Source organism: Ochrovirga pacifica (assembly GCF_000220525.1).
GTDB classification, from domain to species: Bacteria; Bacteroidota; Bacteroidia; order Flavobacteriales; family Flavobacteriaceae; genus Ochrovirga; species Ochrovirga pacifica.
Window position 1 is genome coordinate 14,023 of sequence record NZ_AFPK01000070.1, and the last position, 20,150, is coordinate 34,172.

Consider the following 20,150-nt stretch of genomic DNA (forward strand, 5'->3'; position numbering starts at 1 on the left):
TTCTTTATATTTGAATTTTATTCGTTTTGGACTTTGATACTTTATATTTTGTAAATCCAGTTTTTGTAAACATTGCATTAATCCATAGTTCAATTTCATAATTATTCATACATCTGATTCTTTTTGACAAACAAATTCCTATTGTTAACCATAATGTATATGTAGTTAAAGTAAAATAATTAATATCTTCTACCCAAGCATAACACCAGCGAAACCCCAAGTATAAACCTAATATTTTACTATAAAAATTATTTGATTGATTAATTGCTATGTTACTAGCCGAATAAAATATCATAAAATAAAGAAAAACTCCTACAGCACCTGTCCACGTAAACACATTCAAGATAGCAACTTCATTTCCTATTCTTTCAGAGCGCCCTGTTATTTCTTCTAAGGAGGCAAAAAGTTCAGTTTCATTTCCTCTCGCAGGGCTTCTACCGAATAACCATGTATTATACTTTTTAGCAGTCATCAATACTTCTACATACAATGGGGATCTAGTATCTGCTGTTAAATCTTCTTCTTTTACCTCGCCTGTTTCTAAATTAACATTGTTTGTTGTAAAATCACCATCAACATATTCACTAATTTTAAAAATATTAAAAAAACCTGTTGTTGCTAAATAAAAAAACAAAAAGGGAATTATAAACAGTATTTTATTTAAAACATTCAACACAGTATTCGTAAAATATTTTCTAAAATAAAATAGCATTGAAAACAACAATGGAATAAAAAACTTAATCACATTACTCCTAGCTGCAAAATTGTAAAAAACAACAAATACACATAATGATAAAACTAAATAGCTATGTGGTTTTCTTATACGTGATAAAAATAAAGCTAATAAACTGATTGGTACTAAAAAAAAGCCTACTGCACCTATTGAAATAAAGGGAAATAAAATTAACAATAAAGGAAGCGTATATCTTAAATAAAATCTAAACAATAAAATCGTAAAATTGGGGTTATTACCAGAAAAAGCAACAATTGGCAAAAGTAATGCAAAACCATTTGATAGTGCAGCCTTATAATCCCAATAAACTTCTGCAACGATTATCCCTCTTACAACATTCATTAAGTTATATATTAAATACACACTTATCAAATAAAAACCTACACTATATTCTTTCCTTTTTATTAAATAAAAACTTATAAAGAAAAAAAACAATAACACCAATACTTCTGCAAGCCAAGTTGTAATTGTATTTCCTAAAGGAAGTGTTGTATAGGGTATTAATGTTATAATTGCTACCACTAAAATAGTGTACGGTGTGTATTTTTGTAATATATACCTATTCATATATCATAATTCTTTTATAAATTTTGCAGGATTCCCAGCCCATATTTGGTTTGCAGGTATACTTTTACTTACTAGTGAACACGCACCTACAACTGAATTCTCTCCTATAGTTACTCCTTTTAAAATTGTGGTATGAGCGCCTAGGAAGGCATTATCTCCTATATTTACTTCAGCTTTTCCAGATGTTTTCTTATCTAAAGTAGGATCTCTTCTAATTTCTGGATCTAAATTGTGAAAATCAGTATCATAAACACAAACTCCACCACCTAGTTTTACATCGTTTCCAATAGTTATTTTATGGTTGCAAATTAGCGCTGTGGAACTCATACCTACATTATCCCCTATTGACAACTCTCCTTCTACCCAAAATATCGTTTTTTGTTGACGTCCTATAACATTAAAATTTTCTCCACTGTTTGCACAAAAATTATCTCCTATAGTAACCTTCCCTCTTCTTGTTACCCTAACTTTCATTACTCCCAAAACTTTTAAGTCTTTACCATAGTTAACATCATTAAGAAAAAAAATCACTTTCGCATATATGTTATAGAAAGGCATGAATAACATTCCCTTAACTTTTCTAAAGGCTTTATAAAGTGTACTTATCATAGTTTCGCTTTTAATACTTCTTCATAAGAATCTAAATACTGTTTCGACACAGACTCTGATGAAAACCGATTGACCACATTTTCGTAACAGCTCAAGGCTAGTTTTTTATATTTAGTTTCGTCTTTAATTAATTCTGTCAACTTGTTTAAAATATCGCTATAGTCCCTAACATTAACTAGTAACTCTTTTTGATTGATTACCCATGGAACTGCTCCAGATTTATCACCTCCAATTGCTGGAATCCCCATAGACATAGATTCAATAAGAACTACTCCAAAGGATTCTTCTAATGCTGGATGTAGAAAGAGATGTGCCATTTTAAGTTGCTCTAAAAGATAGTCTCTCGTTACGGCACCATTAAAGAAAATATTCTCTTCAAGACCTATCTCTTGTGCTTCTTTGAAAGCAACGCCTTCTTTTTCAGAGCCTGAACCAAATAAATGTAAACTAGCATTTGGAAATTGATCCAATAAATTTTTAAATGCTAACAAAGCGCTTTTACCATTTTTTCTCTCATCCCACCCATTATTTATCATAAAAATTCTAGGACTACCAATGGTTGAAATTCTATCATCAATCATTTTTTTTACTTCATCAATGTAATATTCAATCTGGATAGGATTTGGCACAACTTTAACTTGTTTGCACCTTTTATTAGCATAACCTAACATATAGGGAGAAACAGTAGTAGCTTTATCAACCTTTTTTAAGTTCATTTCAGCCATTAACAATCTACCAAACCTGTATAAATTTTTAAAATACTTAAGTATTACAAATGGATTATCGTGTATTGTAACAAGGTAAGGATAACCTGACTTTATTGCTGCTCCTGCAAATTCATAAGACCAATGTGCATGAACTATATCTGGTTTTACATCTTGAATAATAGATTTCATTTTTTCTTTCTCAAAAGCAAAAAGATCAACTATTCGTCCTAACTTATTTCCATTTTTCTTCAGTGAATTTGGCCTGTAAGGAACAACATGCCAAGAGAACTTATCGTTTATAAAACTTTTAACCTCATAATCTCCATCAATAGCCTTCGTAGTTGTTATCGCAACTACCTCATGCCCCATATCTAGAAACTCTTTTAATAAGGTACCTATAAAAGGAGCTCCTGAATATCCGTCTGGTAGAAAATTTAAGTCATCTTTCGGTAAAAAATCTTTAATAAAACTTTTATCAGATGGTGCTAAAAGGGCAATTTTCATATTCTTTATTTTAAAAATTCTTCCTTTACCTTAAACGGCGCTACTTTTAATAGCCCTTGCTGAATCTGGTTTAAATCATGTTGAATGGATGCATATTTTTTATTGTCATCCACTAATTTTATGTGAGCATCAATATTAAAATTATCAACATCTAAAATAAACGGTACATATTCTGGAATTCCCACTGAAGAGAAATAATCTAAAAACTTAACATTATCTTTTTCCAAAGGCTTGTTCTTATACTCAAACCAAAGTGCATCAATCCCATAACTATTGGCTATAATTAACCCATGTAATGAAGTGGAAACAAATCTTTTACAGCTTAAAAACTGCCTAACTACCTCTTCAACATTATGATTGTTTAAATTTATAATCAAAATTCTATCATCTTCAGGAAATGCTGCTTTTACTTTTTCATAATGTGTAAAATGAGGAATAACTCCTATTTCGTGTTTTTTTTCTACTTCAGGGTGATATACCAAAGGAAGTAATAAACCTGGGTCACCTAAAGCAACATTTGTATTATACCCTAATTCACCTAGTCTCTTTTTAGTATATTCTCCTCTTACAGCTAGGAAATTCGAGTTTCTTATACCGTACTTCCTATTAATAATACCAGCACCCCAAACAGTGCATCTTTTAGAGCTATACCAGTTTAAAATACTACCAATAGCAATCATGTACTCTTTTGCAAAGAGGGATTTTATAAAGTAGCTATGAAACTTTAAACTTGTAAAGTTCTTCTTTAGCAATAAAAGATATTGTTTAATTACATCTACCTTAGAGCTTGCAAAATGAATATATGACGTCTTTATTCCTGATAATTTTTCAATTAGATAAGGATTTAAATCATCACCAAAATTGTAATATTCATCATTTAAGGGTCTTGCCCATTTTAAATTAATTCTTTTCTGCATTTTTATATATTTTACCAATAACAGTTATCCTCTACTTGTTTACTTGTTTTCGGTTTTTCACCAGAATTAGGTTTTACCCAATGTTCATTAAACATCGCTGGATAATTTAGATTTAATGCTTTGCCATATTCCTTCGTCTCCCACCTTTTTCCTTTGATACCAAAAAGCAACTGAGTGCTTCCCCCTAAATGAAGAGCTTTTTTACCAATTCTTTTTACGTGTGCTGCCAATGGAAACCCATAAGCACCTGCCCCTATAATACAAATATCAAAATCTGTTTGATCTATTTGATTCTTCATAAAATCTAGAGCTTCAAACCAATCTTCAAAATCCTCATTTACTCCTCCTAAAGACTGCACTGCTTTAATCGTTTTTAACTCAAACTCTGGAAGCAAATTATTATCAAAAAGTAAGTCTCTTTTTTTATATTGTTCCTGTATAGTTTCAGAAAAAGGATGAATCACTAGAACCTTTTTCCCTTCCAAAGCTTTTGTCCATGGTGTTTTGGTCCAAAAAGGTTCTAAATAAACCAAACGAACTTTTTTTGCCTTATGAATCTCGTTTTCAAAATCACTTTCTTGAGGAAGCCATGAACCAAGAATATCCACTGTTTTCATATCCTCAATCATTAACTCACAAAACTTTTCTATTCTATCTTGGGTTGGGGGAAAGAAACCAGACCATTTTTGCATCTGCTCCATGCTTTTTTCTTCCCACCACCAAGGGTATGTTTCTCCTTTAATAAATTTAAATGGCTGCTTCTTTTGTCTGTGAACACCTAAGTAATTTGTTAAACAAAGTAACTCTGTAGAACCAAAACGCGCAACCATACAAGGTTCATCAGCCATCAGTTTTTTGTAAATTAGCTCTGATGCTTTATCTGGGTCTTGCTCACTAACAGGTTTTTCCCTTTTTATTCTACCAAATGTCTTGATATAAATTTTTCGTAAAACTTTATAAACAATCATAATTCTATCAATTTTTAATGATATTCCCGTCATCCCCGACTAAAACCCAACTACTATCTTTAGGATACCCATGCCAAAAGTCTTTAGGTACTACTTTTATCCCTTTATTTAATAATGCAGGTTTGTAAGAAAATGAACTTTTACTAGTAATTAATACATCAGCTTTCGTCATATGTAAAAAAGAATCCATTGCACCCATATCCAAACAAAAAATCAGGTTTGGAAATTTTTTGAATTCTTTAAATTCTTCTTCATCTCCCTGAGAAAACAAATATATGTTTACCTTTTTTGTTGTATTAATAAAATCTAAAGTATTCTTAAGAACCGTCTCAAAATATTCATTTGTCAACCAACGCATGGTGTGATTGTCTATTTTATTTTGACCTGCCACAATATCACCTCTTCTTACATGAATAGCAACATTATATGCATTCTCTTCAAATATTAAACAATCATCTTTTCTCGATGGAGCTTGATAAAATTTTTGTTGAATATCATTTATTACTCCATACTGATCTTTATAAAATTGATCTTGCCCGCAGACAAAAACTACTTTTTTATTTGTATATGCTTTAATAATACTTCTAATGATTTGTAAATCTTCCTTGCTTTTTTCTTTAAAAAGCGGAATTTTAACTTTTCTGTAGCCTTGTTGTATTAATTCTTCAACAGAAGGTTCACCTAATCCAAAACCTAAAAAAGTTTCCCATTTAGAAGAAGAAAAAGGGATGTGAGCAAAACTTAACCCGAACTGTTTGGCCCACCAGTAACCTGCAATCCAGTTTGCCATTTGATGACCTATACCAGCACCAACATTAGGAATAGCCGTAAAATACTGTTTTATTCCTTCATCTTTGACTATAGCATTTTCCCTAAATTTACTCATCCAATAGGATCTGTAAATCTTGGGATACCAGTCATAATTTCTTGAAAAAACTACTATTTTAGACCAAAGTCTCTTTTTTATTTTATAAATAATCACCATCTATTTCAAACTATTGTCGTACTCTTTGGTAACCTTTAAACCTCCATAAAACTTTTGATGCCTTTACTAACATAACAATAGAAAATTTGAATTCTTTACTCCTCTTCAATAAAAATATTTCTATTGGATTGAATTGTTTTATAATTTTGTTGTCTAGAGTTTTCAAAAAATACGTATTGGTTTTAAATTCTTGTTTCAGTGTATTAATCATAAAAACATGTCTTAACTCGTACTTCATAAATACAAGAAATGACTTGTTTTTCTTTTCTAAACTATCGTATAATTTATATACCATATTATATCTTTCAATCGTATCGTCTAACAGCTTTTTACTCTCATAAATACTGGTTGCTGTTGCTTGCCCTTCTACATTACTGACATAAACACTTAAAGGAAAACCAGAGTAAATTGGTTGTGTGATTAGAGCAGCTTTGTATAAAAAAGCAAAATCTTCATTCCTTTTCATTCCTAAAGGAAAGCCCCCAGCCTTTTTAAAAAGCTTTTTTGTTACAACAACAGCTCCTACATGGAGAAATACATGAGGATTTTCAAAAAAATCAAACTCTACAATCTGCTTCTTATACTTATTTATTTGTCTTGGTCTGTATTCTCCTTTTGCATTTTTCCCCATACCTGCACTACAATACATTTCTTTATTAGGAAACGTATCAATAGCTTCTTTCATTTTTTCTAAATAGGTAGGAAACCACTCATCATCACCATCCAAAAAAGCTATATAATTAAACTGTGCATTTTCAACCCCAGTATTTCTAGCTCCACTAACCCCTTGGTTTTCTTGATTTATAATTTTAATACGACTATCAGATGTATAATTTTGTACAGCCTGTACACTATTGTCTGTTGAGCCATCATTAACAACAACAACCTCATATCCTTTAAAAGTTTGATTTAAAACCGTTTGAAGGGTTTTTACAATTGTGTGTTCTTTATTATATAGTGGAATAACTACTGAAATCATGCATGATGTTTTTTAAAGCATATTTAAATATTCTTCAGAAACTGTTTTATTTTCTTTAAGAATCCTATTAACAATTTTCCAGTCTATTGTTGCATTCATAACTTCAACTGTTAAATCATCACTATTTAGAATTAGCCTATCTTCGAGTTTAAATAGTTTAAGCAAAGAAGTAAATCTTGTCAATCCTCTTTCTTTATTACCAAAAGCTATAAAAGGTTTGTTAAAAATAATCGCAAAAACACAACCATGGAAAGAATCCACAATTGCAAATTTTGCATCTACAAAACCACGAATCCAACTTGTAACAGTAGGAAATATTCTATCTTCTATTGAATCGCTACTTTTTTTACTTTTTACATTTACGCTAAACACATCTCCTCCTATTTCTCCTTCATCAAAACCTAAAAAAACATTCCAATTACTATTTGTAAAAGGTGAATAGGCATATTTTAATTTGAATTGTTGTGAGAACCAAACTCCTGCAATCCAATTTGCCATTTGATGACCAAAACCTGCATCAGGGTTGGGAATTGCTGTATAATAAGCCTGCCCCTCATTCTTACTATTCTTGACACTGAACTTATAGTGCCAATAAGATTTGTACAACCAGTGATCTAATTGTGTATTTCGTAACCTGCCAACACATGCAATCCATAATTTCCTTTTTATCGTATCTAACAACGGACTCATTCTATTTTATAAATTTTAGTTTTATCTTTAGTTTAGATATTATTTTTAAAATCATATCCTTTTCATTTCTTTGCAATCCTATTGTCCAAACCAATAATGCAAACAAAATCAAACTCAACAATCCAGTAATCATTATTCTTAACACTCCCGATTTTAAAAAAAATGAAGGAATGGAAGCTAATAAATAATTAAAAACAAAAACTAATACACATGGTAGAAGTACATTATTAAAAAACGTAAGTATCTTTAGTTTACATTTTATATTAGCAAAATATAAGACTATGCAACCGTTTATAAATGCATGAGCGATAAATACCCAATACATCATTTGAGGAGGATAACTTAATTTAAATAAAATATAAGATATAATCAGTGGTAAAAAATTAATCACAGATGAAATTATCTGGAAGCTTTTGATATCTCCAACGGCAGCTATGCTTGAATTAATCGTCACAAACAACTGATTAACTAAATTCCTAACTAACAGTAGCTTACAGAAGACTATTGCATATTCCGGCACTTCTTCTAACCATAGTTCAAAAACATAAGGCATTTCAATTAACATTGGCACAAAGAAAACAACAAGTAAATAAAATGAAAACTTGCTACCTATCATAGAAGCCTTCAATAATAATTCTCTATTACCAGCTCCCTCACTCTTTGCCAATACTGGATTTAGAGCTCGTAGCATAATATTTGCAAAAGATCCCAATTGCCCACTAACTTGATTAGACACACCTTGAGCTGCGTTCACCCGTGTACCGAAAAACATATTTACTACAATATTTTGTCCATAATTCGTAATCATTCCTGTAGTAGATCCTAAAAATGACCAACCTGCAAAACTGAACATTTCTTTAAAAAGTGCTTTTTCTTTGTACTTTTTAAAATCTACACAGACTTCTTCATAAAACTTCGTCGTGTATATAAATTTGATTGCCAATAATACAATTGGAACTATAGCCATTAATATTCCATAGAGAATTAATTTATCTAATGCTGAGTAAGTGATGAAAAGAGCTATACTAAACTTCAATAAAATTTCTACAATTCTTACAATAGCAAAAAAAAGCATATTTTCACGAGCATTGATCACGGCATCATAAGGCACCATTATAATTGTAAAAAAAGTACTTAGTACTAGACATTGATATACAACTTTAGCTGCCTCCAATCTTTCTACATCAATATTCAGCACATAATCAAATAAAAACAACCCCAATATTTCAAATAAGAAAACCATTATAGCAGCTATCGTTAAATGCATTTTTAAACTAGTATTAAAAATTTGTTTTTGCTTAACCATGTCCCCTTGGCCTGATGAAAAAGACATAAAACGTTGTGATGCCGCTGTCATGGCAGCACTTAAAAACATTAGCATTGCAATAGCTCCTCCTACTACATTAAAAACACCAAAGTCCTTTGTTCCTAAAGCAGCCAATACGAGACGTGTGGTATACAATGAAAGCACCATTGTCAAAATCATCTGACCGTACAGAATCATCGAATTTTTTGCTACCCTATTTGCTTGATTCATTTTTTAAAATAAGCTTTATTTATGACTTTTTATAGTTTTTCTCATTGCTCTTAGTTTTTTTTGCAAACCGTTCTTATAAGCATAACGAGATAACTTATTTACAATACTACCAATTATGTATGCTTTTTTCTTTTCATATCCATTTTGCAAATCAAATGTGTTTGGCAAGACTCTCAGAACCAGTTGTTTTGTACTTTCTTTTTGTTGTGTCCAATAAAGAATCGCTTCTTCCTGAACTTTTTCTCTGTCATACTGCTTCGTCATTATCTCAAGTAGACTACCCTCTGTATAATCTGTTTCAATTACACCAGGTATATCTGTATATATCCCTGGTTCTGAAAGCAATAAACAACCGTTTAGTGGCGCATGCCAAAATCTCCCTGAAAAAGTAGTATCTCTTTGAAATGGATACATAAACCCTAAGGCAAATTTGCTTTTTGCATATACAGAAGACACCTCATAAAAGTCAGCCTGTCCGTGATACTTCTGTCCTTCTATTACATCCTCCCATCCATTCCCCCAGACATGCGCTTTTAAATGATGAATAGCTTGGTCAAAGACATTTTTATACTTATCCTTAGGATCGACAGGCTTAAAATTCCCTATATGAACCGTGTTATATTTTATCTCTTTAATTTTCTCTTTCCACAAAGGAATATGTACTGGAGGGAAAGCAATATTAAATTGACTTTCGGGAAATCCTAAATCTTGTACAACATGTTCTTTTATTTTTTCTGATGTAGAAAAAATATAAGTGATATCTAAATCAATTACAGCTTTAACAAACTCATCGTAATACCATCCTCCATAATCATAGACGTGCACTTGTGTAAATTCATATTTCTTGATGTCTTTGACCTCATCATTTGCTCTTAACACGACCAACAAATCCGCACAGCATAATTTATCAGAATAAAAAGTTTTAAACCCTAATTCCTTATAAAATTCTACAACATTAAAAGCCACATCATTATCTAGTCCTCCATATCCAAATACCAAACATGTTTTCATTTTATGCGTTAATTTTAGTTGACTGAATAAAAGCTCTAGCTACATCAAGTGCTTCATTAATCACATGATGCATGTCCATATACCTGTAAGTAGCCAAACGACCAACAAAAGTATATTTTTTTAACTTTTCGGCTTCGTTTTGATATTTTTCTAATACATTTAAATCCTTAGGTAATCGTTTTGGATAGTATGGTACATCGTCTGGCTCAGTTTCTTTACTATATTCTGTAAAATACGTAGTTTTTTTATGAGATTCCCATGGTGTAAAATGTTTATGTTCATGAACTCGAGTAAATGGCACTGAATCATCTGTATAATTAATAACCGCATTTCCTTGGTAATCTCCCTCTGCTACTCCTTTTTCAAAATACACGGTTCTATAACTCAACCTACCAAATTTATATTCAAAAAAAGCATCTATTGGCCCAGAATAAAACACATGATCATATTCATTTGTTGAATAAGATGCATCATATTTGGTATTTAATTGTACATTAATATTTTCATGCTCTAATAATTTATCAAAAATAGCTGTATATCCATCACGAGGAATCCCTTGATATGGATTTGCATAATAATTATCATCGTAATTGAAGCGAATAGGCAACCTCTTAAGTATTGATGCGGGCAATTCTGATGGTTCACATCCCCATTGTTTTTTTGTATATGAATAGAAAAAAGCCTTATACAAATCTTTCCCTATAAATTTCAATGCCTGCTCTTCAAAGTTTTTAGGCTGTACTATAGAACGGTCTCCAATAGTCTTAATAAACTCTCTCGCTTCTTCTGGGGTAAATGCTTTATCATAAAATTGATTGATTGTGTGCAAATTAATTGGTAAAGAATAGATTTTATCATTTGATTTTGCCTTTACGCGATTTACATAAGGTATCATTTCACAATATTTCTGGATATAATCCCACACCTCTTTATTATCAGTATTAAAAATATGAGGGCCATACTTATGCACCATCACGTCAGTTTCTGCATCTCTCTCTGTATAACAATTACCACCAATATGTGATCGTTCATCTATTAAATCGATCTCATATCCTTGTTCTGATAGCTGTTGAGCTATTACAGCTCCAGAAAAACCTGCACCTACAATCAAAATTTTTTTTGCCATTTTTATATTTTTTTTGTGAAAATTTGCAACAAATATTTTTTTTAAAATGAATAACTTCTCAACTGATACAATAATACAGATGTATTTTTTAACACAATAACAAATGATTTTCACCAAATCGTTAATTATCCATCACCCCATACTTACAACACACTTCCGTATTTCTACTGAAAAGCACTTAGCGGCTACAAAGTTAAGATTAACAAATGTAAAACACCTAGCCTTTCTCACCCTTTTCTGTGTTATTTTTATGTAAAGTGCTTACAACACCTGCTAACATAAGGTTTACCAACAACTTAACAGCTGTTATACAGCACAGCACATGCATTTTAAAAAACATACGTTTAGCTTTGTCAATAGTACAACAAACAAAAAATATAACAACTGTTAGAACGCAGTTCTACAATTGTCATTTGACTTTATTGACCTATGACCTTCCTTTCACAACTCTTTCTTGGTGATTTTTGCAGTATCCTTATAAGATTTTTTTACTCTTACTTAAAGTGTTGCTTTTACTGATTTTTTTTCTCGGTTAGCTGTTATTCGGTTGTCGATTTTCGATGGTCGATGGTCGATTTTCGGTGATCGATTTTCGATTTTCGGTGATCGGTTGTCGATTTTCGGTGGTCTATGATCGATGGTCGGTGTTCGATGATCGATTTTCGATGGTCGATTTTCGATTCTCGGTGGTCGAGGTTCGGTGTTCGATGATCGATTCTCGGTGTGCGATGTGCGATGATCGATTTTCGGTTCTCGGTGGTCGATTTTCGGTGATTTTTTTGTGTATAAATTACTGCTACTTCTATTTTCTGAATATCTTTTTGAACCAGTTTTGATGATCATTTTCTTTTGGATATCCGTAGCCACCGTATCCGTATCCGTATCCTCGGGTATAATCTAATGCATTGAGTAGCATTGCCATGTTAGGCAAACGTTTTTCTTCGTACATTCTTTGCGGCACCTCTAAGAAACGTTTGTCTAAATATCCTGCCCTAGCAGTATACAATACCATGTCTGCAAAATGGCTAATCATTAAGGTATCTGTAACCAAATTCACTGGGGCTGTGTCTACTACAATGTAATCAAACTGTTCTTGTAATTTTTGAAACATTTCTCCTGTTCTTTCACTCAACAACAATTCTGCTGGGTTGGGTGGTACGACTCCGGAACTTAAGATATATAAATTTTGAAATCCTTCTAAAGGGTGAATCAACTCTTCTATTTCTATCGTTTTATCTACCAAATAGTTGGTGACTCCATTTCGGTTTGGCAAGCCCAAATACTGTGTTACTTTTGGTGCCCTTAAGTCCATCCCTACAATCACCACTTTTTTATTTGTTAATGCAATGGCTGCTGCTGTATTTACTGCGACAAAGGTTTTTCCTTCTCCTGAGATGGTTGACGTCACAAAAATACTTTTACACGGCTTCTGAACCTGAGTCATCATAAAATCTAAATTGGTTCTTAGCAACCTAAAAGCTTCTGCAACACTGGTTCTACTCCCTTTTTGAATTACAATTTTCTCACCTGTTTTGTCTAAGGGAATATCTCCTACATAAGGAGCATTGATCACTTGTTCTAATTCTTTTTTTGTTTTTAGTTTGGTATCTAATAGATCTTTTCCGTAGATAACGCCAATAGGAATAGCCAAACCTATTAACAATCCTGCGAACAAAATAACTTTCTTTTTTGGAGCAACAGGCAAATTAACCGTATAAGCTCTATCTATTACTTTAGAGTTAGACACTGTTACAGCCATCGATATCTCATTCTCTTCTTTCTTTTGTAACAAATATGAGTATAGCTCTGCAATAATCTCCTGCTTTCTTAAAATACCTCTGTACTCTCTCTCTTGTTTTGGTAAATTGGATATTCTGCTTTTATAATTCTCCTCTACTCCCTCTAAAGAATTCAGTGCTATTTTTAATTGTTTTTTAGTATTTACTAATGATTGTTTGATGTTTAAGATTGCATTTTTAAGCTCTTGGTCTAGGTTTAAAACTACGGGGTTGGATGCTGAAGAAGCCCTAAGAATACGATTACGTTCCACTAACATCTGATTGTAATTTTGTACTGCAACACTTAATTGAGGGGCCTCAGAAATCCCTATGCTAGCAGGTAATAGTTGAAAATCTAAATCGTTAGTCTCAATATCTTCAACCATAAACTCTATCAAACGTAACTCTGTTTTTTTCTTAAAAATTTCTTGCTCATTGTTGGATTTTGTATCTACGAAAAGTTTTGACTGCATAGAAATGTCGGCAATTTCTTTGTCTTTTTTAAACATTTCTTCTAAACGATCTACCTCATCTAACTCGGATTTTACTACCTCTAATCGTTTGGTTATAAACTGATCCGTTTTATTCCCTACTATATTTTGATCGTCTATAGAAATTTGATTGTATAAATCTATCAATGTATTTAGAACATCTTGTGCTTTGGCTTTTACAGGATGCTCTAGTTCTAGCAAAATAATATTTGAATATTTGTCTGCATAGTTTAACGAAACTTGGTTTTTGTACTGCTCTGCCACAGACACTATATTCCTAAACTTAATTTGATACTCTTGCCCTTTAGGCATGTCCGTTGGGGTTGATTTTGGAGTAATTAACAATTCATGTTTTCCTAACATGATTTTTTCTCCAAATTTTGCGTTATAAACTTTATCTACATCTTCTACTTGATACTGATAAGAAAATTCATCAAGCCAAGTAAAATTAACAATTGTATCTAGTTGATAGAAAGCTTCTTTATCAGATAGTACTTGAATATGCATTGGAGCTTTATCATACAACTCTTTTACTTGTAGTGCTTGTTTTTGATACACCTCAATGTTAAGTTCATTTTTTTTTGCACAGGCTAATGCCAAATAACGTGATCTTAATATTTCTATCTCATCAAAAATATTACTTGTTGCACCTACTCCAAGCGCAGATAAATCTTGAAACGCTTTTAGATCAGTACTTGCACCACCATCTTCCTTAATTAACAAAGAGGCTTTGGTTACGTATATATTTGGAGTTGATTTGATAAATAAAACACTTGCAGACAACAACACAACTACAGAAAATAAAATCCATTTCCAATGGATAAGGTATTTCTCTACTTCTGTTCTTATGTTGATTGATTCACTGTTTACACTATTTGTGGACATATGTCTTGTTTCGTTCATGTTACCTTGTTAAAAGAGAGATGACTGTAATAATTAAACCCGTTGCAGAAATGATGTACGAGGCTGTAGGTGAACTTGCTGATGCATTTACTTTAGGCTTGTTAGGCGTTACATATAAAACATCATTTTGTTTTAAGTAGTAGTAGGGGGAATTAAAAATATCTTTGCTTCGAATATCTAACTCATAATATGTTAAATTTCCATCCTCTTCTCTAATTAACTTGATTTCATTTCTTTTTCCATATATGGTTAGGTCTCCTGCTAAGCCTAATGCTTGTAATACATTTATTTTTTCTCTATTGATGATAAACTCTCCAGGCTTTTGCACTTCTCCTAAAACAGAAATTCTAAAATTCACTAACTGTACCGTTACTTTTGCATCGGGTAAAAAAGGTTTTAATTTTTTTTCGATAAAAGCTTCTAGTTCAATGCGAGATTTACCAGCAACTTTTAATTTTCCTAATTGTGGGAAACTAATTTCACCATTGCTGTCTATTAAATAAGACTGCATTTGTTGCTGCCCATTGGTTGTAGCACTTCCTAGATTGAATGCGGTGGCAAATAAATTGTATGGGCTTGCGGCTTCTGGGTTGATAGATGAAACCGTGATTGTTAAACGATCATCAACTTTGTATTTTAACATTTCAAATACATTTTCTTGACTAATCGTATCCATTTGTTCATTCCCCTGAAGGTATATAATGTCTTTTCTTGAAGCACAAGAGCATACAAACACAGCTATTATTACTAAAACACTTTTTTTAACCCTTCTTCTACTAAACTTCATTCGTTTTTGTTTTGTTTGTTTAAAAAGCATTTTCGTCTTGTTTAAAGAACATAGACCATGCTGTGATAAAAATAATTTTTAAATCTAAGATAAAACTCCAGTTTTCAATGTACCAAATATCTGCTTCTGCACGATTGGCCATGTCTCTTACAAATTTGGTTTCTCCTCGGAATCCGTTGATTTGTGCCCAACCCGTTACCCCAGGCTTTGCAAAGTGACGTACCATAAATTTGTCTACCAACACACGGTATTCTTCAGTGTGTTTTAGCATATGAGGTCTTGGCCCTACCAAAGACATGTGGTTCATCAATACATTTAAAATTTGTGGCAATTCATCTATGCTGGTTTTACGCATAATAGCACCAAATTTGGTTATACGTTTGTCGTTTCTAGTAGCTTGTTTGGAGTCGCTATCATTGTTGACCGTCATGCTTCTAAACTTTAAGCATTTGAACGATTTTCCATCTTGCCCTGTACGCTCTTGTGCAAAAAACACAGGTCCTTTGCTCGTCAGTTTGATGATTATCGCGATGATTGGAAACAACCATGAGAAGATGAAAAGCACAATGAATGAAGAAAATACGATATCAAAAATTCTTTTGATGGCTCTGTTAGACAAACTCTGCAAAGGCTCTTTTCGTAATTTCATAACTGGCACATTGCGGACATAATCTATGGTAAAGGCTTGTGACAAGTATTCCGAGAATTCAGGAATGATACGTACTCTGACCAACGAATTGTCTGCATATTCAAACAAATCGTTGATGAGCTTGCTTTGTGTATAAGGTAAAGAAATAATGATTTCGTCAGCTTTATTTTGTTCTAAATATGCGATGATTTCATTTAATTTTCCTTTGTAATATTTCTGAATCACTTCAGAATTGATTGTAGCATCCGTAAACAAGCCTAAAATCTGAAATCCATAATTTGGATTTACATACACCTCCCTGATTAACTTTTCGATGTTGGCATTCATTCCTATCAACACAATACGACTTTGCTTATTTCCTCTTCTACGAATGTACTTTAGCCAAGAAACAAATAGGGTTCTAGAAAGTAACACTAATAGAGTAAAAATTAACACCGTTATTAGCACAAAGGCTCTGGAAAACTTGTAGTCTGTTCCAATAAAAATAAGACCTGCACTTATAAAAGCAAAAAAACCAATAGCTATTAAATTTTTAGACAGCACTTTGTGTAATTGTACAATTCTAGGAACATCGTACAAACCTCTTTTAAGACCGATTATAGACCATAAAATTACCCAACCTAAAATAAGGCTATTGTACAATACTTTGTCTGGAATCTCCCAATCGAATACAGTTTCTTTCGCAGTAAAAAATGCTATTAACAACAACAAAATGTCAACCGACAAATTGGTGATAGAGATGGCTTTGTTTTTATTTTGGAACATTTTGTTTCTCTTTTTTGTAAACAAACATATTGAATTTTCTTTATTCAAATGTTAATTTTTCTCAAATTCTCTAACCTCTTTTATAATTTATACTTTTTAAATTTGGGTTTGATATACTGTGGAATCTTTCTTACTATTTTACACAGCAATGTGATGCTGCCCCATAATTTGTGTTTTCTAATAATCTCTAAATCTTCGGTAGATTTTTTCTTTTGCAATTTTGCTGTGGTACTCTTACCTCCTAAACGCATTAATACCATAATGTGAGGTATGTGTACTTTCTTTAAACTTTTGTCTTTAAACCAACGAAGACAACAATCGTAATCTCCTGCAATATGATAGGATTCATCATACAGACCATGTTTTTGATACACTTCTTTTTTCACAAAAATAGTGGTATGTAAAGGCATCCAACCCAAATTTAAATTGGAATTTAGATACTCTTTACCCTTATAAACCCTTTTTACTTTTTTTACGTTGTCTCTTTCTACATACATTCCATCTGCATAAACAACATCGGCTTGCTCTTCTACAAAGGTTTTGGCATATCTTTCTATGGTATCATTTGCGTAAAACAAATCATCCGAATGCAATACTCCTATCACTTCTCCTGTTGCCATTTTTATTCCTTTATTTAAGGCACTATACAAACCATTATCTGGCTCAGAAATGTAGGTCGTTATTTTATCTTTATTCTCTTCTATAATTTCTTGAGTTCCATCTACGGATCCCCCATCAATTACCAAATACTCTATATTTTTATAGGTTTGGTTGTGTACAGAATCTATACAACTTTGTATTGATTCTTTGTTGTTATACACAATGGTAATAATTGACACCTTCATTTGCTCTTTTATTTTATTTGGAACTCTTTTTTAATATGCTCCTTTATTTTGTCTTGATTCCCTTGGTATTTCAACTTCAATTCATAGATTTTAGCATCGACTAAAAAACGATACCAAAAGCCTTGCAATACATGCCATACAAACCCCGAGGTACCATCTAAGAACCCCATCCTAATTATATATCTGTATAGAAAATTCATTATCGGTCGCAAAAATAGTGGAAAATTGATATAGGCCAACTTTAAAAATCGTTTTCTCTCAGCTTCTGTACCCCAAAACTTTGGACTTACACTTTCTTTTTTTGTCTGTTCCCAAAAAAAATCAGCAACTTCTCGCTCTGCATATTTATTATGCTTATCTATCCACCATTTTAGAGAGTTTAAATTTTTATCAACTAAAACAATATCTGACTCCACAACATTACCCATAACTATAATGTGTTCATCCATCCATCTTTCTTCACATCTTCCATTTCCATTTCTAAAAATTCTTAAATTAAACTTTGGAAACCATCCTCCATGCAATAATTCTTTTTCTAAAAAAACTATCTTCCTTTTAATTAATATTCCGTCAGTTTCAGACGCTAATTTTGATAAAAATGATTTTATTGATTTTTGTGACTCTAAATACTCATCTGCATCAATTCTTAAAATCCATTCTGATTTAATCTCACAATGATCCAATGCCCAATTGAATTGTATTGCTTGATTTACAAAAGGATTTTGATAGATTAATGCGCCATTTTCCTCTGCAATAGCAACGGTTTTATCCTTACTAAAAGAATCTACTACGATGATTGTATCCACATCTTTTTTTAACGAATCTATACAACGTTTGATGTGTATCTCTTCATTGTAAGTAAGGATAATGGCCGTGATGGTTGGTGTGTTCATACTGCTATTTTAATTCTCTCTTTTTTATAAATTTAGCTGGATTTCCTCCAACCACAGTCCAAGCAGCCACGTCTTTAAAAACGGCTGCTCGAGCTCCTACTACAGCACCTTCTCCAACAGTTACCCCTGGTCCGATAAATGCATCTGCTGCTATCCAAGACTTTTCTTGTATTACAATAGGCTGAACTAATAACTCGTGGTTTTTACTTGTAAAATCATGTGTTGAAGCACACAAATAACTTTTTTGGGAAACGGTGACATTCTTCCCAATGGTGATAAAACCTTGATTGTAACAATCCACCCCGGGTCCTAAACATGCATAGTCTCCCATTTTTAGATTCCACGGTGCCCATATTTTTACTGAAGAGTTCACCATAGCTTTCCAGCTAACATCCGCTCCAAACACACGCAATACAAAAACTCTCCATTTTTTAAAAAATCTCAACTTAAATGGTCTAAATAGAAAAGTACAAACAAGCAACCACAAAATCCGTTTCAGCTTATTCTTTGCTGAAAATTTATGTCTCGTCGAGGAATTGTTAATCTTAGTCATTGCATTATGGGTTTAGTTTGAAATCGCATTTGTTAAAAAATTTATCGATTTAGCCCTTTCTTCTTCCAACTTATTATTAGCATATGTAAAATCAATAGTTAAATCTGACTTTAAAAACTTATCATTTTCTTTTATCAACCTATGTTCTAATTTCATCATTCGCAATAAATTTTCTTGTCTAGCATTATTAGATTTCTTAGCTGGAGCTATGGTATAAAAAGGAACGTTGAAGAGTAAAGAAAATACTGAGCCATGAAATGAGTTTGTCAAAACAAAAGAGGCACTTTCGTACAAACCTAGAAATTCAGCTGGTCCGGCATCAACAATATTCAGAATACTTTTATCTTTTTCAACATTGATGTTATTAAAACATAGCCTTATAATTTTATAACCTGTTTGTTTTTGAATTTCTAATGCTAAATTTGTGATGTAAGGTGAATATGTTAATATATACATTAAAATATACGGCTCTTCAGAGTGATACGGCACCATTTTTTGCGCCCATTCTTCTTTAGTCAACAACATGGTAGGATCCACTACTTGAGTTGCCTCTCTACCTGTTATCTCTTTTATCAAATTCACACCAGAAGCTTCTCTACACGAAATGATGTCTAGATTTGAAAAGCATTTTTTATAGATGGGATAGAAAGAAGGATTAAGACTTCCTACTCCAAAACTGGAAGCAAAAGATATTCTTTTTTTATCCTCAGGAGCAAAAGCTAAAAAATAAGGTTCTATAGAGGTGCGTGTATTTGGATTCCACACCTGATCACTACCTACCACATACACATCATAATCTAATTTTGCATTGTACAAGGCTGAAATACTTTTATATGGTTTTGAAATTTTTGTGTGGTCTGCATGAAATTTTTCAAACCTTTGTTTTCTAATTTTGGTATTCTTAGGGTGGGTAAAACGGTTGTATGTATCTATCCACTTGAGAATGATTCCTTTTAAATTTGTTATAAAATCTATTTCAACAATAGGCTTTGATTTTTGCTCAGGTACATAGTCTTTGTGCTTAAAATATAAGTAATTGATAATCTCACTGTCATAACCTAACGATCTTAATTTCATATCTAAAGCAGATGCTTGAAGTTCAGCACCGTAATTATTTACATTTAAAATGGTTATAATTCCTATTTTCATAATC

Annotated in this window: 18 protein-coding genes; all 18 read right to left on the bottom strand. The window is 32.1% G+C overall.

The window, feature by feature from the left end; genetic code table 11:
• Window positions 1-4 precede the first annotated feature (4 nt).
• Window positions 5-1,300, bottom strand: coding sequence for a hypothetical protein (locus FS85_RS0113305; RefSeq protein WP_010136849.1), 1,296 nt, complete (start codon window positions 1,298-1,300; stop codon window positions 5-7).
• Window positions 1,301-1,303: 3 nt separating this feature from the next.
• Window positions 1,304-1,909, bottom strand: coding sequence for an acyltransferase (locus tag FS85_RS16995; protein WP_010136850.1), 606 nt, complete (start codon window positions 1,907-1,909; stop codon window positions 1,304-1,306).
• Window positions 1,906-3,120, bottom strand: a complete 1,215-nt coding sequence (locus FS85_RS0113315) for a glycosyltransferase family 4 protein (RefSeq protein ID WP_010136851.1) — start codon at window positions 3,118-3,120, stop codon at window positions 1,906-1,908. The genes FS85_RS16995 and FS85_RS0113315 overlap by 4 nt, the downstream gene beginning before the upstream one ends.
• A 5-nt stretch (window positions 3,121-3,125) precedes the next feature.
• On the bottom strand, window positions 3,126-4,037 hold the full coding sequence (locus tag FS85_RS15770; RefSeq protein WP_010136852.1) for a polysaccharide pyruvyl transferase family protein: 912 nt from the start codon (window positions 4,035-4,037) through the stop codon (window positions 3,126-3,128).
• A gap of 11 nt (window positions 4,038-4,048) precedes the next feature.
• A complete protein-coding gene (locus FS85_RS0113325) occupies window positions 4,049-5,005 on the bottom strand; it encodes a GT-D fold domain-containing protein (protein WP_202797935.1) in 957 nt (318 codons plus the stop codon).
• Between the two features lie 7 nt (window positions 5,006-5,012).
• Window positions 5,013-5,891, bottom strand: a complete 879-nt coding sequence (locus FS85_RS0113330) for an O-fucosyltransferase family protein (protein WP_010136854.1) — start codon at window positions 5,889-5,891, stop codon at window positions 5,013-5,015.
• Between the two features lie 109 nt (window positions 5,892-6,000).
• Window positions 6,001-6,969 (bottom strand): glycosyltransferase family 2 protein, encoded by a 969-nt coding sequence (locus FS85_RS16245; RefSeq protein WP_010136855.1) that lies wholly within the window; start codon window positions 6,967-6,969, stop codon window positions 6,001-6,003.
• Between the two features lie 12 nt (window positions 6,970-6,981).
• Window positions 6,982-7,659 (bottom strand): polysaccharide pyruvyl transferase family protein, encoded by a 678-nt coding sequence (locus FS85_RS16250; RefSeq protein WP_010136856.1) that lies wholly within the window; start codon window positions 7,657-7,659, stop codon window positions 6,982-6,984.
• Between the two features lies 1 nt (window position 7,660).
• A complete protein-coding gene (locus tag FS85_RS0113345; RefSeq protein ID WP_010136857.1) occupies window positions 7,661-9,196 on the bottom strand; it encodes an MATE family efflux transporter in 1,536 nt (511 codons plus the stop codon).
• A gap of 15 nt (window positions 9,197-9,211) precedes the next feature.
• Window positions 9,212-10,207 carry a glycosyltransferase family protein gene (locus tag FS85_RS0113350; RefSeq protein ID WP_010136858.1) on the bottom strand — a complete coding sequence of 332 codons (996 nt, stop codon included), beginning with the start codon at window positions 10,205-10,207 and terminating at the stop codon, window positions 9,212-9,214.
• Between the two features lies 1 nt (window position 10,208).
• Entirely contained in the window at window positions 10,209-11,333 is a 1,125-nt protein-coding gene (gene glf / locus FS85_RS0113355) for a UDP-galactopyranose mutase (RefSeq protein WP_010136859.1), read from the bottom strand.
• 802 nt (window positions 11,334-12,135) lie between these two features.
• Window positions 12,136-14,505: a GumC family protein gene (locus FS85_RS0113365; RefSeq protein WP_010136860.1), complete on the bottom strand. Its 2,370-nt coding sequence runs from the start codon at window positions 14,503-14,505 to the stop codon at window positions 12,136-12,138.
• Window position 14,506: 1 nt separating this feature from the next.
• Window positions 14,507-15,292, bottom strand: coding sequence for a polysaccharide biosynthesis/export family protein (locus FS85_RS0113370; protein ID WP_029489489.1), 786 nt, complete (start codon window positions 15,290-15,292; stop codon window positions 14,507-14,509).
• Window positions 15,293-15,311: 19 nt separating this feature from the next.
• Window positions 15,312-16,706: an undecaprenyl-phosphate glucose phosphotransferase gene (locus FS85_RS0113375; protein ID WP_010136862.1), complete on the bottom strand. Its 1,395-nt coding sequence runs from the start codon at window positions 16,704-16,706 to the stop codon at window positions 15,312-15,314.
• Window positions 16,707-16,786: 80 nt separating this feature from the next.
• Entirely contained in the window at window positions 16,787-17,551 is a 765-nt protein-coding gene (locus FS85_RS0113380; protein ID WP_010136863.1) for a glycosyltransferase family 2 protein, read from the bottom strand.
• Between the two features lie 8 nt (window positions 17,552-17,559).
• The gene (locus FS85_RS0113385) at window positions 17,560-18,444 is read right to left on the bottom strand and encodes a glycosyltransferase family 2 protein (RefSeq protein ID WP_010136864.1); all 885 of its coding nucleotides are present in this window, start codon (window positions 18,442-18,444) and stop codon (window positions 17,560-17,562) included.
• Between the two features lie 4 nt (window positions 18,445-18,448).
• Window positions 18,449-18,889 carry a putative colanic acid biosynthesis acetyltransferase gene (locus FS85_RS0113390; protein ID WP_237706969.1) on the bottom strand — a complete coding sequence of 147 codons (441 nt, stop codon included), beginning with the start codon at window positions 18,887-18,889 and terminating at the stop codon, window positions 18,449-18,451.
• Window positions 18,890-19,009: 120 nt separating this feature from the next.
• The gene (locus FS85_RS0113395) at window positions 19,010-20,146 is read right to left on the bottom strand and encodes a polysaccharide pyruvyl transferase family protein (protein WP_010136867.1); all 1,137 of its coding nucleotides are present in this window, start codon (window positions 20,144-20,146) and stop codon (window positions 19,010-19,012) included.
• Window positions 20,147-20,150: the final 4 nt, after the last annotated feature.

Bases quoted from the DNA above. Each gene is read 5' to 3' on its own strand.
- FS85_RS0113380 (WP_010136863.1), bottom strand. From the start codon at position 17,551: ATGAAGGTGTCAATTATTACCATTGTGTATAACAACAAAGAATCAATA.
- FS85_RS0113325 (WP_202797935.1), bottom strand. From the start codon at position 5,005: ATGATTGTTTATAAAGTTTTACGAAAAATTTATATCAAGACATTTGGT.
- FS85_RS0113370 (WP_029489489.1), bottom strand. From the start codon at position 15,292: ATGAAGTTTAGTAGAAGAAGGGTTAAAAAAAGTGTTTTAGTAATAATA.
- FS85_RS0113345 (WP_010136857.1), bottom strand. From the start codon at position 9,196: ATGAATCAAGCAAATAGGGTAGCAAAAAATTCGATGATTCTGTACGGT.
- FS85_RS0113365 (WP_010136860.1), bottom strand. From the start codon at position 14,505: ATGAACGAAACAAGACATATGTCCACAAATAGTGTAAACAGTGAATCA.
- FS85_RS16245 (WP_010136855.1), bottom strand. From the start codon at position 6,969: ATGATTTCAGTAGTTATTCCACTATATAATAAAGAACACACAATTGTA.
- glf (WP_010136859.1), bottom strand. From the start codon at position 11,333: ATGGCAAAAAAAATTTTGATTGTAGGTGCAGGTTTTTCTGGAGCTGTA.
- FS85_RS16250 (WP_010136856.1), bottom strand. From the start codon at position 7,659: ATGAGTCCGTTGTTAGATACGATAAAAAGGAAATTATGGATTGCATGT.
- FS85_RS0113330 (WP_010136854.1), bottom strand. From the start codon at position 5,891: ATGAGTAAATTTAGGGAAAATGCTATAGTCAAAGATGAAGGAATAAAA.
- FS85_RS16995 (WP_010136850.1), bottom strand. From the start codon at position 1,909: ATGATAAGTACACTTTATAAAGCCTTTAGAAAAGTTAAGGGAATGTTA.
- FS85_RS0113315 (WP_010136851.1), bottom strand. From the start codon at position 3,120: ATGAAAATTGCCCTTTTAGCACCATCTGATAAAAGTTTTATTAAAGAT.
- FS85_RS0113385 (WP_010136864.1), bottom strand. From the start codon at position 18,444: ATGAACACACCAACCATCACGGCCATTATCCTTACTTACAATGAAGAG.
- FS85_RS0113350 (WP_010136858.1), bottom strand. From the start codon at position 10,207: ATGAAAACATGTTTGGTATTTGGATATGGAGGACTAGATAATGATGTG.
- FS85_RS15770 (WP_010136852.1), bottom strand. From the start codon at position 4,037: ATGCAGAAAAGAATTAATTTAAAATGGGCAAGACCCTTAAATGATGAA.
- FS85_RS0113305 (WP_010136849.1), bottom strand. From the start codon at position 1,300: ATGAATAGGTATATATTACAAAAATACACACCGTACACTATTTTAGTG.
- FS85_RS0113395 (WP_010136867.1), bottom strand. From the start codon at position 20,146: ATGAAAATAGGAATTATAACCATTTTAAATGTAAATAATTACGGTGCT.
- FS85_RS0113375 (WP_010136862.1), bottom strand. From the start codon at position 16,706: ATGTTCCAAAATAAAAACAAAGCCATCTCTATCACCAATTTGTCGGTT.